12 protein-coding genes and 1 pseudogene are annotated in these 16933 nt (G+C 32.1%); 2 read left to right on the top strand and 11 right to left on the bottom strand.

Annotation, left to right across the window (positions count from 1 at the left end):
* Positions 1–738 precede the first annotated feature (738 nt).
* Positions 739–798: a hypothetical protein gene (locus DM800_RS29700; RefSeq protein WP_255447024.1), complete on the top strand. Its 60-nt coding sequence runs from the start codon at positions 739–741 to the stop codon at positions 796–798.
* Positions 799–1084: 286 nt separating this feature from the next.
* Here DM800_RS29700 and hblA read toward each other — a convergent pair whose 3' ends face one another.
* From hblA to DM800_RS20085, 5 genes are all read right to left on the bottom strand, one after another.
* Positions 1085–2218: a hemolysin BL binding component B gene (hblA, locus tag DM800_RS20065; RefSeq protein WP_147787447.1), complete on the bottom strand. Its 1134-nt coding sequence runs from the start codon at positions 2216–2218 to the stop codon at positions 1085–1087.
* Positions 2219–2249: 31 nt separating this feature from the next.
* Positions 2250–3479 (bottom strand): hemolysin BL lytic component L1, encoded by a 1230-nt coding sequence (gene hblD / locus DM800_RS20070; RefSeq protein WP_147787448.1) that lies wholly within the window; start codon positions 3477–3479, stop codon positions 2250–2252.
* Between the two features lie 61 nt (positions 3480–3540).
* Positions 3541–4860 carry a hemolysin BL lytic component L2 gene (gene hblC, locus DM800_RS20075; RefSeq protein ID WP_147787449.1) on the bottom strand — a complete coding sequence of 440 codons (1320 nt, stop codon included), beginning with the start codon at positions 4858–4860 and terminating at the stop codon, positions 3541–3543.
* A 702-nt stretch (positions 4861–5562) separates the two neighbouring features.
* Positions 5563–6510, bottom strand: a complete 948-nt coding sequence (bla, locus tag DM800_RS20080) for a class A beta-lactamase Bla1 (RefSeq protein ID WP_370512874.1) — start codon at positions 6508–6510, stop codon at positions 5563–5565.
* A gap of 207 nt (positions 6511–6717) precedes the next feature.
* Entirely contained in the window at positions 6718–8853 is a 2136-nt protein-coding gene (locus DM800_RS20085) for a peptidoglycan D,D-transpeptidase FtsI family protein (RefSeq protein ID WP_147787451.1), read from the bottom strand.
* A 331-nt stretch (positions 8854–9184) separates the two neighbouring features.
* Here DM800_RS20085 and DM800_RS20090 point away from each other — a divergent pair, with 331 nt between their 5' ends.
* Positions 9185–10915, top strand: a complete 1731-nt coding sequence (locus tag DM800_RS20090; protein WP_147787452.1) for a peptidoglycan D,D-transpeptidase FtsI family protein — start codon at positions 9185–9187, stop codon at positions 10913–10915.
* Positions 10916–10961: 46 nt separating this feature from the next.
* Here the strand turns inward: DM800_RS20090 and DM800_RS20095 are convergent, their stop codons facing one another.
* From DM800_RS20095 to DM800_RS20120, 6 genes and pseudogenes are all read right to left on the bottom strand, one after another.
* Entirely contained in the window at positions 10962–11789 is an 828-nt protein-coding gene (locus DM800_RS20095; protein WP_147787453.1) for an SH3 domain-containing protein, read from the bottom strand.
* Positions 11779–12312, bottom strand: a complete 534-nt coding sequence (locus DM800_RS20100) for an RNA polymerase sigma factor (RefSeq protein WP_000438330.1) — start codon at positions 12310–12312, stop codon at positions 11779–11781. The genes DM800_RS20095 and DM800_RS20100 overlap by 11 nt, the downstream gene beginning before the upstream one ends.
* 437 nt (positions 12313–12749) lie before the next feature.
* Entirely contained in the window at positions 12750–14717 is a 1968-nt protein-coding gene (locus tag DM800_RS20105) for a penicillin-binding transpeptidase domain-containing protein (RefSeq protein WP_147787454.1), read from the bottom strand.
* Positions 14718–15111: 394 nt separating this feature from the next.
* Positions 15112–15183: pseudogene (locus DM800_RS29975) on the bottom strand (SDR family oxidoreductase); the annotation flags it as partial.
* 189 nt (positions 15184–15372) lie between these two features.
* Positions 15373–16095, bottom strand: a complete 723-nt coding sequence (locus tag DM800_RS20115) for a thioesterase II family protein (RefSeq protein ID WP_147787455.1) — start codon at positions 16093–16095, stop codon at positions 15373–15375.
* On the bottom strand, positions 16082–16786 hold the full coding sequence (locus DM800_RS20120) for a 4'-phosphopantetheinyl transferase family protein (protein WP_147787456.1): 705 nt from the start codon (positions 16784–16786) through the stop codon (positions 16082–16084). The genes DM800_RS20115 and DM800_RS20120 overlap by 14 nt, the downstream gene beginning before the upstream one ends.
* Positions 16787–16933 lie beyond the last annotated feature (147 nt).

Consider the following 16933-nt stretch of genomic DNA (forward strand, 5'->3'; position numbering starts at 1 on the left):
TAATTTAGGACTATTCAAATCGGATGAAATCCTTACCACAATAAACCTAATAAAACTTAACTAAGTGAATTTATTATTTGGAAAATTATACTTAATAGCCTTTTAACCACTCCAACCGTATCACTTCATACACTTATCTATTTACTACAGTCACTTTTGTTTTATAAAATTACTAAACCATAAATTCTAAATAGAAGAATAAAATAAATCGGAAGATTTCATTGTAACACGTATATATAAGTTTTGAATATTAAAATTGAAAAATATATTATTTTTTCATTATTCTTATTTTCATAAAATGCTAAGAACTTATTATAAAACTTTTTTGACAACCACATATATCAGAATAATACTAACATTAGAATACACTTTCGCAGGAACCAATATGTACTTTGGAGAATGAAATGTTATGAAACATATTACTATTAGTAGGAAGTATGACTAGCATTGAAATGATTTCACCAATAAAAGAAGTTAAAACCACAGATTCTGATCCTTTTACTGACGATTAGGGATTTAAAACCATTAATGAATTGGAGGGAGCTAAAAATAGTACATTCCAACCCAAATGGAATATTGAATACCTCATAACAGGAGATACTTTCTACTTAATTCAACGTTAACCCTGCCAACTCTTTACAACATTTTATAACAATTGAATCAGAATTTATTACTACCCCGAAATGGTTAGAAATTTAGAGAACACCGATTACAAATGTATATACTAAAGGGACGTTTATTGCAGTAATTAAGTATAAAGGAGAATTTAATTATTCTAATCATTTTCAAATTAATTAGCACTTTCCTACTCAGTAGCTGGAATCTAGAATCGATTAATCAGGTAGTTACGAAGTATTAAGATCTTAAATACCTTCAGTTGAATTTTAACTCTTTAAATAAAAAACACATTTTACTTTTTAATAATAGAAATAAGTTAACTATTTCATCTACCTAATCTTCGCATATAATATCTCAATAAAAATAAAAGACAGAAGCTTGAATACACCTCCGTCTTTTCAATTTATAAAGAACAAAAAATCATTTTATGACTGTATAAATGCCCTTGCCACAAAAAGCGTATTCCCTATTTTTTTAAAGAAACAGAATCCATTTTTAATGTTTTTATACCTTCTTTTAATGTAGATGCATCTGCTCTTAATGTTTTCCAACTGTCTTTCGCTGCATTCAAGTTCGGTTTTAAGAATTTAAATTTATTTTGATCTGCTTTTTGGGACGCTTTATCAATATGACTAAGCACTCCTGAATATTGAGATTCTAAATCATGCCATTGTGCAGACATATAGGTAAGAGCATTAATAGCTGATCCAATTGCAGCATGCATTTCATTAATATTATTATACGCAACACCCACTACGCGATTTAATGTTACTTTATAATCTATAGTCTGGCGTAATTGCGCTAATAATGGCTCTAACGTACCTAAATTGTCTCTCGCTACCCCTATCATTATACCGCCAGCAATCCACGTAGGAATTGAGGGAATTGATACAGTTATTATTCCATCTGATTCTACTTGTTTAAAATGTCTTACTTGCTCTAAAACTTCATTTAGGCGCTTTTCATCTTCATCAATTCCAGATGCTTGGTTTTTCAGAATCGAATGCAAAATATCTTTATGACCTCCAAATGCCCGGACATCTTCTCCAATACTATCTCTTAACTTAGCTAGTTCTTGTATTAAATTCTGTGTATATGCTTGATTTTGTTTAATCTCACCTTGTAAATCTGTAATGCCTTCTTTTAATGTGTCTGCATCCCCTTCATTAATCGCTTCTACTAATGTGTCATAATAATTGTCGAATTTAGTATCATACTCTACAATCCCCGTCAGTGTATCTAAAAGTTGTTTTTTTATGTGTGAATCCCATTTCGTAGCATGCTCTCTTGCATTCTTTTGATCTTGTAGAATTTGACTAGGTAGATTTGTATATCCTTTAATGTCAATTCCTTCAAAGTTAACATCTGGGTTTTTAATTAACAAATAAGAGTAATCATTCATAGATTTTGCAAATACCCCAGCATCTTGCAAAGCTTTTTTCATCTTTTCGCTGTTTACAGAAAGAGATATATCTTCGGTACTAGTTTGTTCCATTTTACTTTCACTTGCGAAGGCTGCCACTGGAGAAACTACAGTAGTTGTTGTCAGAATTAAAAACGTCGATACAGCAAGTAGTTTATAAGGAAAGTTTTTATTCATTTTAATTCCTCCTATACATATATATTGATTTTCAATTTGTTTTTTCTTGTTTAAAAGCAATGTCTTTTGAAATGAATTCTGCATCCTTATGAATATCATTCCAACTTTGTTTTGCAGCCTTTAAATCATCAGGTATTAAAGAAAGTTTATGTTCTTGCATTTGGTCGATATTATCATATAGATCTTTATAATTCGCTCCCATCGTATTCCATTGTTGCTGAATATTCGTTAGAGACATGATTGCTTGATCCACTGTTTGATACAAATATGTCAACGTGTCTTTTGTATTAGTAAGTGAAATAACTGCTTGGTTAGCAAGATCGGCTTTCATACTTAATTCTCCGATTTTATTAGAAATTTCATTATAAGAGTTCATATGATTAGATGCCGCAACACCAGCTGCTGTTCCTAAACCGATACCAGCTGCCCCTAGAGCTGTTAGACCACCAACAACAGCTGGTGTCGCTGTGCCACCGGTCACAACAATTACTACCGCTCCTGCAATCGTTCCAATAACTAAAATAGCTGCTCCTAATCCACCACCAATTGACCAGGCTAATACATTATCAAAATGTGCTTTCTGCGTAGAACGTAAATTCTCAATTTCGGCCTGAAGTTGTGGGACTAGTGCTTGTTTTCCCGCTAATATAGCCGTTAATCCCCCTTGTCCATCTGGACTTCCAACATTATTTTTAAAATCTACAGTATTTGTATACAACTTTGTTTTGAAAGCTTCTAACATCTTAATAACTTCCGTAACTTCATTTGAATTTGTATGAATTGTACCGATTAAATCCTCTATTCCTTCTTTGAGGCCTGCCTTATCTTTCTTTTTTACAGTATCTACTAGTGTGTCGTAATAATTTTGAAATTGTTCATCATAATTTACAATATTACGTGCTGTCTTTTGAATGTTTGGCTTCGCTGTATCTAACCAGTAATTTGCATTGATTCGTGACAGTTCCTGATTCAGGTGAATGTTTTTGATTAATTCTCCCCCTCCTGAACCTAATTCAATGTTGGATAAATTTACATTCGGTTGCTTAATCATTGTTTTTGCGTACAAATCCATTACAAGAATATGAGAGCCTGTTTCAGCCAACACTTTCTTTAACCCTTCAGGTCCTAACGCATAATTTTCTATTTGCTGTTCTTGTGCTGTCTGTTCTTGTGCAAGTGCATGAATAGTACTACCATTCGTAGCAGTTATAACCGTTGCTAAAGTGGCCAAAGTTATGACCTTAAATGGAAATTTCATTATTTGATTCTCCTCCTTATTTTCAGTTGCATTATAATTTTTTGTTAAACCTAATTTCTTAATATTAAAATTTATTAACTTGCTCTTCGAGTTGATTTGTTACATTCTTTAGTCGTCTTAATGTATCTTTTTGAGACTGAGTGTTATTCGTATCAACTTCATTCGATAATTTTGTAATACTATTATTTATTAGATTCAAATCCTCTTTATAACGTTTCATTAGCTCAATCTCTCCATCTACTTGATTAGCAAATGTATGCAAATCATTTTGCATGAAAAGAATCATTGATTTTTGTAAATCTGCTACTGTTAATTTAGTTGTTAAGTCATATAATTTTTGATTTTGTTTCTCTAAATCATTTAAATATGCTCTTTGCTCTGCTGTTAGTTTATTAATTTTGGCAAAGGTACTATATGTTTTTTTTATTTTTTCAGGATCAATCACTTTCATAAGATCATACTCTTTCGTTTTTGTAACTGCAGCTGCAGCAATTTCACCTTTTTTACTTTTCTCTATCGCTTCGCGTGCTTCTTTTTTGGCGGCTTCAATTTCTATAACTGATTTTCCCTTTTCTGTTGCTTCTTGCTCTGCTTTCTTCTCTGCTTCTACAATAGCATTGTTTATTTCTTTTCCTTTGTTATACGCCACTACTGCGGTTTGAGCAGCCGGTTCAATGATATCTTTTGATAGACTATAAATTTCTTGGAATACCTTTAGCCCTTGTTCATTTAAAGCTCCTGGTAATAATGCTATTTGCTGTAAATCATTTTGAATTGATTTTTTTGTATTTAGCATTTCATTTTTTAACTTGTCTATTTTTCCTGTTCCCTCTGAACTAAGTACACTCTGTGCTTTTACCACATCTGTATCAAGATTTTTCAGTTTCTTATCTACCTGTAGTTTAAGATCTGTTAACTCATTAATCTGACGTTGCACGTTTTCTTGGTTTGTTATAGTCATATCTTGAAGAACTTCCAGTCTATCTAAAAACCCTTCTTTATCTTCCTTATTATCTACAAATCCTTTTAATGTTGGATAATAGCTATTAAATTTGGTTGCAAATCCTTTACTTTTTGAATTTAGTAGAATTAATTTTGGATATAGTTCTGAGGACCACTCTTTCATATCTTGTTTAATTAGAAATTGAGTTGTATTTAAAGATGGAACTTCTTCAAGTTGCACATTCGGACTTGCTAAGGCTCCATCTATAAAGGTTTGTGTTAATTTGGAGTGTGCACCTATTTTTCGTAATGCTGAGGAAATATCTATATTTTCTTGTTTCGTTTCTGCTTGAACGGTTGGCGTTGCGAGAGTATTGATAGGAATAGTCGCTCCAGTAACGATTGATGTTATTAAAAATCCTGTCATAATTTTATTCTTCATTCCGTACACCTCTTCACTATTGTTTTTTACAGTTTTAATCGTAAATGTTGTACAACCTAACGTTAGGATTTCTTCACACATACTTGAGGATAGAGATTTTTTCAAAAAAGTAATTCCATCTCGTTTTTTATTTATTTTTGAAAGAATATAAGGACCTTACTTCCCCCTCATTTTAAACACTATGTTTTTCATAAGTAAACCAGAAAATCGCTTTTATTAAATTTGATTTTTCAAATATTTATTATTCAAATTATAAAATATTATATTTAAAAAAGTTAAATCCAAATTTCATTTCATAAAGTGAAATAATTATACTATGATAATTAAACATAAAAATTCTTTGATTCCCTTAAATCTATATGAATCCCCTTACCTAAAAATGATTTCAATATAATTTAATAGTGATTAGTACATATGTGTCTTTTATATGGATATGTAAAATTACATATCCATATAGGAGTAACTAGCATACATACGCCAACAATATTATTATCGTTTAAATAATATTATTGTTACTACGAACACCACAGGAGAAAACTCCCCTCATGCACTCTAGGGGATAGAATGTCTATGTAATAAATTTTTTTACTTATATACTTACTATTCATTATAGAAATACAAAAAAGCGATTCTTTTCACATGAAAAGAATCGCTTTCTAGGTTCATATTTTCAATTACATTAAATAAAGAATTGAGAGATTATCACTTAAGAGCCTTAACTATAACTTCAGTTGCCTCTGCAATGAGTTGATTATCATAAGTAGCTTCTTTCTCATCTTTACTAGATAAAATTGCGATAATAATTGGTGCTCTATTTGGCGGGCAAACGATAGCAATATCATTTCGTGTCCCATAACTTCCAGCACCGGATTTATCTGCAACTATCCAATCAGTTGGTACGCCTGCACGAATAAGTTTGTCTCCTGTAGCATTTCCTTTCATCCACCCTGTAAGAATGTTACGTTTATGAACCGGAAGCACATTTCCGACCGTAAAGGCTTTCAGATTCGTAGCAATTGCTTTCGCTGTACTAGTATCACGAATGTCTCCTGGAATAGCCTCGTTTAATTCTGTTTCAAAGCGATCAGACATAGTAACCCGATCACCCATCTGTCTAAGCGCTTTTTCATATCCTTTTGGTCCGCCTATTTTGTTAAATAAAATGTTCCCTGCAGTATTATCACTGTTACGAACAGCAGCCTCAGCAATTTCTCCTAGTGTCATTCCAGTATCTACATGTTTCTCGGTAACAGGTGAATAATCCACTAAGTCTTCTTTCGTATAAGTAATAACTTCATTTAATTTCTCAGTAGAGTTTTGCTGTAGTAATACCCCTGCCGCTAACGCCTTGTAGGTTGATGCAAAGGCAAACCTTTCGTTAGGTCGATAAGAGATTGTTTGATTTGTACCAGTATCAATAGCATATACACCTAATCTTGCATCGAATTTTTTCTCAAGTTGAGAGAAGTCTTTATACATCGCATGATTATTATGTTTAACTGGTCCTGTCTTTTCTTTCGCCTCAACTTGCAATGTCCCTCCTTTAAAAGCTTCTAGGCTTGTAAGACTTAAACCTAATATACCAACGCATACACCTATTTTTAGCATCCTCTTGTTTTTCAAAATCATCATTCCTTTCAAATTCTTAATACCTTTTTATACGTACACATAATAGACAATCACCGAAACAAATTTGTTCCATAAACTTAAAAAACTTTATAACTAGTATCAGAGTTATTAACAAAATAAGTGATAGCAACTATAATCGCCACTATCGCTTATTTCACATCTCATCTTTTTACTTATTAATGCCTTTATATAAACAGGGGCTCTTCACCTGAGAAAAGTCCACAAATTTTACTGCTTTTGATTCGAAGCATCTATACCAGCAACCTCACCATTTATACGCTGGTTTTTCAAATCAAAGTATACATCTAAAACTTCTTTTCCAATTATAGAATTAATTCCACTTTTATCGTTATTAAGCCACGGAACTACTACTGAGAATGCTACTTCTGGATTATCATATGGAGCATATCCAACTAACGTTAAGTTGTAACATTCCATACGTTCTCCTTTTGCATTTCTACCAATTGGATCATCTCCACCATATACAGTTTGAGCTGTCCCTGTCTTTCCTGCTGGTTTATATGGAGCATTTTTAAAATACTTCACGCCAGTTCCATCACCTTCTTGGAATACCCATCTAAACCCTTCTTTTATTCGATCAATATGTTCTGTCTTCATATCAATCCGATTTAATACGACAGGCTCTATAGAACGAATAACTTTGCCAACTTCTTCTTTTATTGATTGCTCTCGTATTTCTTGTACAATTTGAGGTTGCATTCTATAACCGCCATTAGCAATCGTTGAAATATATTGCGCTAATTGCAACGGCGTATACGTATCATACTGACCGATAGAAAAGTCTAGTAAAAAGCCAGGTTGACTATCTACTTTTCTAGTTTGTCCAATTATTTCATTTGGTAAATCAATACCTGTTGGGACACCTAAACCAAATTGCTTAAAATAATAGCGCATCGTATCAAACGCTCCTTGTTTAATATCCAATGAACCATTTGGTACGTAATTAACTCCCGCAATTTTTAAAGCTGTATGGAACATATATACATTCGAAGATACTTGTAGCGCTCGTAAATCATTAATATTACCAAATCCGGATACATTCCACGATTTCTTAGCTTGTTGTGTACCTTTAAATTTCATCGGTGCATCATAAAATTGATCTCCTGACTGTATCGCCCCTGTCTCATATCCAGTTAATAAAGTTGCACCTTTTACAGCTGATCCTAGCTCATACGAAGTTGTCATGTTACCTAATGCCAAATCCTCAACCTCTATTCCCCCTTCTTTTTCTACAATCTTTTTGCCTGCCATAGATAAGATTTGTCCGTTATTTGGATTCGTCATGACGACAAAAGCTCGATCGAGCAGCGGCTCTGAACTCTTAAAAGCTCTCAAATTTTTCTCTATACATTCTTCCACTTTCTTTTGTAATTCCATATCAATCGTTAATGTTATACTATTACCACTTTTTCCTTTAGAGATTATTTCTGTGTTTATAATGTTTCCTGATTTATCAGTAATGTTTTTCACTTCTTCTTTTGTACCGTGTAATACATCTTCATATCGTTGTTCAATATAACTTTTTCCGACACGATCATTACGGTTATATCCACGCACCAAATAAGAATCTAAGTTTTCTTTCGGTAATCCTTCTTCACTACTCGTAATATTACCTAACACGGAACGAAATAAATTACCATTTACATAATTACGTTCCCAATCAACCGTTGCATCTACTCCAGGATACTCCGCAAGATTTTCACTTATACGCGCATACTCTTCATCTGTTACATCTTTTTTAATAATTTGTGGTGTTAGTTGATAACCAGAACTCATTTTACTTTTAATAGCTAACACCTTTAAATCTTGTGCTGTTAATTCTGCCAATTCTAATTCTGTAACACGACTTCGTCTTAAGTCTTCTATTTTTTTATCTAACTCTTTTCCCTCTATTCCCTTATCTTTTAACTTTTCTATATCTTTTTTAGTAATCATTGTCTCCGCACGTTGCCTATTCAACTGCATCCAAAAATCTTTTTTATCGATGTCTGTTAATTTATTTATATCTTGTTCAGGCATTTCAAGCACTTTCGCTAAGTCTTTTGCTGTTTTTAAAATATCTTCATTAGTAATTCCCTTTACCCTTGTATACGTAATTGTGCGAAGAGATTTATTATTAACAACTGTTTTCCCTTCTCGATCTAGTATTTGTCCACGTGGAACTGGAATGCTAGTTGTTGTATTTTGACTGCTTTCCACTTGATTCTTATAAGCCTCTCCCTCTACGATTTGCACTTTTCCTAGCCGCATAATAATAGCTGAAAATAATAAAAATATGCAAAGGAACATTATATTTAATCGAACAGATATATATGTCTTCTTCTTTCCTTTTTGCTTTTCCATAAATCCTCCATATATTTGCTTATATATTACGTAACAATGGCCGATTATAAATATCGGTTCGACTTTTTCACTAAACCCTTGTAAGCATCCATTTCTTTTCGTTTTGCTACGTAATTCAAAACTCTCCTGTCTTGTTTTCTCACTATTTTTTGTCGCTTGCATTAGAAATGCTACACTGTATAACGACTCATCTTAAAAGTAAAATTTCATACTATTTATTCCTTTCTTCATGCTGTAATACTTAATAGACAATCTAAATAATAAAGTTGTTCCACATTTACAAAAAAAATAATTAACTATAAGATGAAATAAGCTAAAAAGGGAGGGTTTTATGTTACATACAAAAATAAAAAGATGGAGATTTATAGCGATTCTTTCTATTGTAGGTTTGATATTAATAATTTTGTTAAAAAGCCATTTCTTTTCAATTACTATCGAAACTTCTTCGGCCGAAAGAGGACAAATACTTGATCGAAATGGTGTAATACTAGCTACAAATAAGAAAGTTAAGTCTTTATATTGCACTTTTAATGATGAGAAGCTATCGAAACAAGATACAGCAAACACATTAGCTTTTTTCAATCAATTTTCAAGCGAGTTTCAACATGACATTTCTACAGAGGACATAAAATCTCAATTACAACAATCTTGTAAAAAGCAGACTATGAATGATATACCGTTATACTCTGATATAACTGAGAATGAACTTGCATTCATAAACAAAAACAAACCCAATAATGTAATAATTAAAGATGAATGGATTCGATATTATCCTAAACACGAAATTGGTTCACAGGTAATTGGGTATGTAGAAAATGACCTTAATTCAAAGCATATGGCTGTTGGAAAAAGCGGGATTGAGCTGCAATATGAAAATGATTTAAAAGGAAAACCAGGTAAAACTCTTATTTTTAAATTGAATAATAAAAAGTTCTTATGGAACATTCAAAAAGTACAAAAAGGAAAAGATGTACGGCTAGCTTTAGACTCTGAGTTGCAGCAAAAGGCAGAAAAAGCATTAAGATCGCAAATTAAGAAAACACCTGATGCTAAAGCTGGTTATGCTGTAGTGAGCGATGCAAAAACTGGCGCGATTTTAACTATGGTCAACTCGGCAGTTTTTGATCCAAATATATTAAATACACATGTATCTTCTAGAAAAGAAAATATTAAATCTCTTTCGCAAAATAAAGCGATTCAAAAATTAAAGTATGGTGAATCTTATGTAAATATGGCTTCTACTATAAAACCACTTACTATTTTAATTGGATTAAACGAAAAACTTTTTCAACCCGAAGATACTTATTTAGATAAAGGTACTTTTCAGTATGATAATCAAAATAACATTACGAATGCACCTGGAACACCAACAGGTGAGATTACACCGAGGCAGGCTATCATTAATTCATCTAACACATTTATGACAGCAAAAGTAGCTCTACCCTTATTCAACCAAAATAATGGGAATATAGAAAAAGTTGCACATATATGGACAGAGTATTTAAAGCAATTCGGCCTTCGTTCTAAAACTGGGATTGATTTACCTTTTGAAGAAGACGGACAATATGAATTTCATCCAACAAACAAGTTTGAAAATGGTATCTCCGCCTTATTAAATGCCTCTTGGGGAGGAAATGAAGTACACACTCCTCTTCAACTTGCTCAATATGCAGCAACTTTAGCAAGTAAAGGTGATAAATATAAACCTCAAATCGTAAGTGCTATTATTGATCAAAATGGTAAGGGAACAAAAAAGTTTAAACCAATTTTAGAAAGTTCAAATCGTTACCCGGTGAAATTTTGGAGTGTCGTGCAAGGTGGGATGAGCCAAAATATAGAGGAAATTAAAAACTTACCCTTTCATGTCGCAGGTAAAACAGGCATAACAGGTGCTCCGAATGAGCAAGAAAGAATGATAAACCATTCTCTTTTCATTGCATATGCTCCCACCGAAGATCCACAAATTGCCGTTTCTGTCGTTATTCCTGGTAGTAATTCAGAAAAAAACATTGCTGCTCTCGTTACATCAGAAATTTTAGAGTACTGGAATACTCTTCAATAAGAGAATAAAAACATAGAGGAAGGTTCATTAAAGTGAACCTTCCTCTTTACCATATAGAATCTATATTCGTTATTTTCCATTTACCTTCATGATCCTTTTCGAACATGAAAGAATATTTAATATCAGTTAAAACATACTCTTTTTGTACATATCCAGTATTACCGCTAATTGTCGATACTTTTATATATCCATTATTCTGCACTTTTTCTGGAATCCAAGCTTTTACCATTTCATTAGATACTTCATATAAAACTTGTGATTCTCGCTTTGGTTCAGCTAAAATTTTCGTTTTATTTCCAGTAACAGTTGCATATACATAATGCGCTTGCTTTGGTTCGTTACTTTCTGTCAATCCACTTGGTACTTTGTATGCTTGCTTTGTATCATTTGTAAATTCTCCCCCCATGGTAAGAGCAACTTGCAACTCATGAAAAATATCTTCATCAAACTTCAGTTCATCCTTCTTATAACTCTTCCCTTTAAATAGAACTTCATCATTTAACGCTTTGTACAGGTCATTTTCATTTTTTGAGTTCGTACTTTGATATAGTTCATTCATAAATTGTTTTAATGATGAATCTTGAGCAGACTCATCTTTTGTTTTAGGCTTAATTTGAGTACTACTTTGTACTGGTGATTTATTATCATCAAGCCAAGGTTGTTGAACAATGAAAAATAACATTGTACAAACTAAAACAACTACAATAGGTAATGCTTTTTTACGAAATGGTCTTTTATGTTTTACAAAATCCACTTCATTATTTTCGTATATAGACTGCTTTATTTTAGAAATAAATTCTTCTTCATCTTTACGATTCTCCATTGGGCCTTTTTTTATTTTTCTATACCAGTCAGGATTTTGTTTATTGTTCATCACTACTACCCTCCCCTATTAATTTTGAAACCTTACTTCTCGCTCTACTTAATCTCGATTTTACAGTTCCAATGGATACTCCTAATGTTTCAGCCATTTCTTCATATGATAATTCATATTTTGCGTCCAATATAATTATTTCACGGTGCTTTTTAGGTAGTTTTAATACAACCTTCCACACCTCATTCATCTCTTCTTGGTTAAAAAATTCTTGTTCTGCTGACAGGGATTGCTTATCGTCACTAAAAAATCCTATTAAAGATATCCTTTTAAAATAAGAGGATTTCAAATAGTTTATTGCCGTATTTCTTGTGATTTTTAATATCCACGTTTTAATAGATGACTCCTTTCGAAATGAATTCCAATTTTTAAACACCTTTATAAATACATCTTGCGTGATATCATCTGATAAGTGTGGATCTTTCGTAATAATAAATGAATAATTCCATACATCTTGCCAATAGTCTTTTATAACATAGTCCAGCTCATCATGATTACACTTTTCAATAAACGTCTGTTCCATTTCCACACCTCAAACTTATTTGAATAAACATAAAAACTGCCCTCACTTTTATTATGGTTTCAATATATAGACAAGATACAAGTTTCATTTGTTCCATTGTTTATCTTTTTTCAAGCAGAGTAATACTACTAAAAAACAAGTAAAGCATACAATGATAAAATTCTACTCATGAAAATCTGTTTTTTGAATTTAACGTAACACTCCACTTGTCCATTTCAATTTGCTATACTCTTTCTATTTACCATTAGCAATGCCAACTTTTCAGAAATGAAAATTAAGATAAGGTATTAACTTTCTAGAGTCACAGCAAAAAAGCATTCTCGATTAGAAAGAATGCTTTTTTGAAATTTAATTGTTCTATATTCCCCCAATTTATATCTTTGAGTTAAGCAAACATGTAATAAATTTAGTCAAAAAATTCACCTTATAATTAAGTATTATTTCTGAAATACATGTTTTACTTTTTCACCTGGAACGTTACTTCCTCCTCTTCCTTTTACATCTTCAATCATCATGGTAACAATCATGTCTGGCGCATTTGCATCGAAAGCTGCGAACCATCCCAGTTCTTTTCCGTCTGCTTCTTTCGACTCTTTCAGTTCTGCTGTACCAGTTTTACCAGCAAGCGTTACACCATCAACCTTTGCAATTCTCCCTGCGCCATCAGGGTCATTAATGACCTTGATTAATGCACTCTTTAATATCTCTTGATTCTTTTTAGAAACCACATTTTCTTTCCAATTCCCCGCTACTTTTGCTTCTTTTAAAAGATGTGGCGACGGAATATTCCCTTCATTCACAATCGGTGCATATGTTAATGCTAAATGAAGTGGTGTCATTAATACTTGTCCTTGTCCATAGCCTGTGTCTGCTAGTTGAATATCGTTTTTTATCCCATCTTTTGCAATGATTGAAATAGGAAATTCGTATTCGATTGGTAATTTTTCATGAAATCCGTACTTTTTAAATTCATTTACATACTGATCTTTTCCCATTTTCAAAGCTTGTTGAGCAAAATAAATATTATCAGAGTACTTCATTGCCTTATCAAAATCAATTGGACTTGCATCCTTTACACGCGTTACATAGTAATTTCCCCAAGATGAATCTTTTGTCCACTTCAATCCTTGAATTTTAAATTCTTCCTTCGGATTTATTGTGTTTGTTTCCAAACCAATTGCACCTGTAATCGTTTTAAATACAGAACCTGGTACAAATGCTTGTGTGAAGCGATTTATCATTGGTAGTTTCGAGTCGTTACTCCATGCTTCTCGTTGGGCTTTCGATGCCCCTCTAACTATTATATTTGGATTATAAGCAGGGCTACTTACAAGTGCGATTGTTTCACCCGTTTTAGGATTGACCGCTGCACTAGATCCTGCTTCATTTTTCATCTCATTAAAGATTTTTTCTTGAATTGCAGCATCAATTGTTAACGTAACATTTTCTCCTTCTTTTGCTTCTTTTTTTGCTACGTTTTTAATCTCTCTCCCATTCTCATCTTCTATAAATACGCGTCCACCCTTTTCACCACGCAATTTATTTTCTAACACTTTCTCTAAACCAGTCTTACCTACTAAATCATCTGCTTGATAACCTTGTTTTTGAAGTGATTTTAACTCCTCCGCACTCACCTTTCCTATATAACCAGTTAAGTGTGCCGCCGCTTCTCCTAATGGATACGTCCTAATATTTACTGGACGAGATGAAACTCCTTCTAATTCAATATAATCATTCTGTCTGGTTCCCTCTTTTAAAATGCCAATTGGTACAAAGGAGTCTGGTTTTATCCATTTCGCTGTGAGCTTTTGTTCAACCTCTTCTGTAGACATATCAAGTAATTGTGCTACTATTTCTTTCGTTTGCGCTGCTGTTTCGCCTAGTTTCTCTGGAATAATTCCAACCTCAGTCGCTTTCCCATTCGTTGCAAGAGCTTTTCCATTTCGATCATATATTTCTCCGCGTTTTCCTTGTTCTATTTGCATACGTACTTTGTAATCTTTTTTCATAGCTGGAAAAATGAAATCTGGTGTCCAATCTATTTTCCAAGATTCCTTTTCTTTCACGAGTTTTGCTTCATGGATAAATGAAACTGTTCCTCCATCCGTATCCATCTTAACTTCAAAAAGAAAAAGCTCTTTATCTTTAGCATTCTCTCCTTTCGTTTTAATTTTCAAATTCTTAACTCCAATACCCTCATAGATTTTTTGATATTTCTCTGTGAAATCCTTTTTAGAAATCGTTTTTTTGGCACGCTCTGATAAATGATCATACATTTTTGCAAATTTTTTATCATTCCATAAATTGATATATTCTTCAAATGTTTGTTTTGGCGGTTCGTTTTTATTACACCCTACCAACATAACTGCAAAACAAAAGAAAACCAGCATCCATAATTTTTTCAATTCAATCTTCTCCCTTTGTTAAAAATATTTATTCCTTTCTTGATTTATTAAATAAAAAATGTTGTAACGCTTAATAGACAGTGTAAGTAATGAGATTGTTCCACATTTACAAAAAATTTCATTTACGCTTAAGTTGCATTGGAAGAGGGAAGTTTGTAAGCTTCTTGCAAACATAAGGAGCGAATATATTTAGCGAACGTTATAAGTATTAGTGTTGTTTTAAAAAATTCATTTAAAATACCTTTTAATTCGTTTTCGTCGATATTATCTTTATAGATTTTTGATACAAAAAATAGAATCCTTATAGTAAGGATTCTACAGTAGAAAATGATAGATTTATTTTTCTTAGCCCGATGATTTGGGCTTTTAAAGTACATAGTACTTACAATTAGCATTATAAGCAAGATCCGCTACTTGCATCGATTAACTCATCAGTTATCCAACGACTGTCTGATGAAGAAAGAAAGCTTCACCTTCCGGTAAAGTCAACTTAAACTAAAGTTACTTCATATATTTTACTTAAAATTCCATCAACACCTACCTTTAAACAGTTCGTATAAACTGCCCTGCCTTTGTTCAAAGGTATTTCAGCAATGCCTGTATTTTTCATCTTTAATATTTTTGTTTCTTAGCCATGAGTATAGTTAGAAAATCTCTAAAAACTATTTGATAATCTTTTAGAATCTAACTTTCTTATAATACTATTTGCTATTTCTTCAATATTTTCATCTAGAAAGAAATGATTACCTTCAAAAGAATGAAAAGTACACGTTTTACTTGTGTATTGCTTCCATTTTATTACTTGATCATATGTAGTAAACTCATCCTTTTCCGCATTAAATATAAGAAAATCAATATCACATGGTTGTGTATTATTGTCATGAATATATGTCTCGACAATTTTAAAATCTGCTCTTAGAATAGGTAGAAAAATCTCTATTAATTCTTCTGATTCAAGTACCCCAGATGGTGTACCTCCCATTGCAATAACTTCTCTTTTAAATTGTTCACTAGAAAGATTATGTCGAATATTTTTTATTTTACTATTTGGATGATTTCTACCGGACAAAACAAGAAATTTAGGCAATACATTTTTAGAATCTTGTATTTTTCTAGCTACTTCATAGGCAATCAAACTTCCCATACTATGCCCAAATAAAATATATGGCGAATCATCTATCTGCATAACGATATTATTATAGACATCATTCACCACCTCTTCCATACTTTGGTGCAAACTTTCTTCAATTCTATATCCTCTACCAGCTAACTCTATCGGGACTACCTCAATATATGGATTAAAGTAATTTTTCCATTTTGCGTAACTAAACGCAGATCCCCCAGCATGTGGAAAGCAAAAAAGTTTAGTCTTCTGCATTGATTTTCTCCTTACTTTCAAATTTGTATATATTTTGGCAAATTGTATAAATGTCTTTAATTATTATCTCTTGCGGAAATTCATTCCTTGTTGCACAAGCAGATATCTTATAATTTGGATCAATGTTATATTGTTTAAAGTAAAAGTTTTTAGGTATATTCTTGTATGTAATTAAAGTTCGTGACTCTTTTTTTATAGAGAATGAATTTAACGGGGTAAAAAGCCCTTTTCCAATCGTTTTTATATAACTTTCTTTTAATGTCCATAAATCATAAAAATAATTAATTTGTTCATCAGAATTCATATTAGATAGTTCATAAAATTCTTCCTCTGAAAAAAATTCATGTGCTAATTTAAAAGCCTCTATTTCTGAAACTTTTTCTATATCAATACCCACATGAAAATTAGCAGTAGTACAAACCACCCATTCTCCTGAATGTGACAAATTAAAATGAAAGTCAGAAAAATTTTCAACCAAAGGTTTTCCATACTCATTATATATAAATCTAATTTCTTCATTATTAATTTTATACTTTTGGCAGATTAGAGATCGGATTAGTAAATCTCCTATCAGGGTCCTATTAATGTCGCATGAATTTAATAAACGCTTCATTCGTTCTTTCTTCTCATTTGAAACTAAGTTACTAAGTTGCTTAAACAAATGACTTTCAATATTCCTTGGTATTTTCACAGCTTGAATTTGTATGATAAATCACTTCCTTTTTTTAAGAATTACTTCATATATGAACGTTACAGAAATTCAAATTCACTTTATTAAATTGCATATACAATAGGAAAGGTGCATATTTACATATCAATGAAAATATGCACCTTTCCT

The organism is Bacillus sp. AY18-3, from assembly GCF_008042305.1.
GTDB classification, from domain to species: domain Bacteria; phylum Bacillota; class Bacilli; order Bacillales; family Bacillaceae_G; genus Bacillus_A; species Bacillus_A wiedmannii.

What these genes read in the sequence shown, in the direction of transcription:
- hblA (WP_147787447.1), bottom strand. Translation starts at nt 2,218, where the DNA reads ATGAATAAAAACTTTCCTTATAAACTACTTGCTGTATCGACGTTTTTA.
- hblC (WP_147787449.1), bottom strand. Translation starts at nt 4,860, where the DNA reads ATGAAGAATAAAATTATGACAGGATTTTTAATAACATCAATCGTTACT.
- DM800_RS20085 (WP_147787451.1), bottom strand. Translation starts at nt 8,853, where the DNA reads ATGGAAAAGCAAAAAGGAAAGAAGAAGACATATATATCTGTTCGATTA.
- DM800_RS20090 (WP_147787452.1), top strand. Translation starts at nt 9,185, where the DNA reads ATGTTACATACAAAAATAAAAAGATGGAGATTTATAGCGATTCTTTCT.
- DM800_RS20095 (WP_147787453.1), bottom strand. Translation starts at nt 11,789, where the DNA reads ATGAACAATAAACAAAATCCTGACTGGTATAGAAAAATAAAAAAAGGC.
- DM800_RS20100 (WP_000438330.1), bottom strand. Translation starts at nt 12,312, where the DNA reads ATGGAACAGACGTTTATTGAAAAGTGTAATCATGATGAGCTGGACTAT.
- DM800_RS20115 (WP_147787455.1), bottom strand. Translation starts at nt 16,095, where the DNA reads ATGCAGAAGACTAAACTTTTTTGCTTTCCACATGCTGGGGGATCTGCG.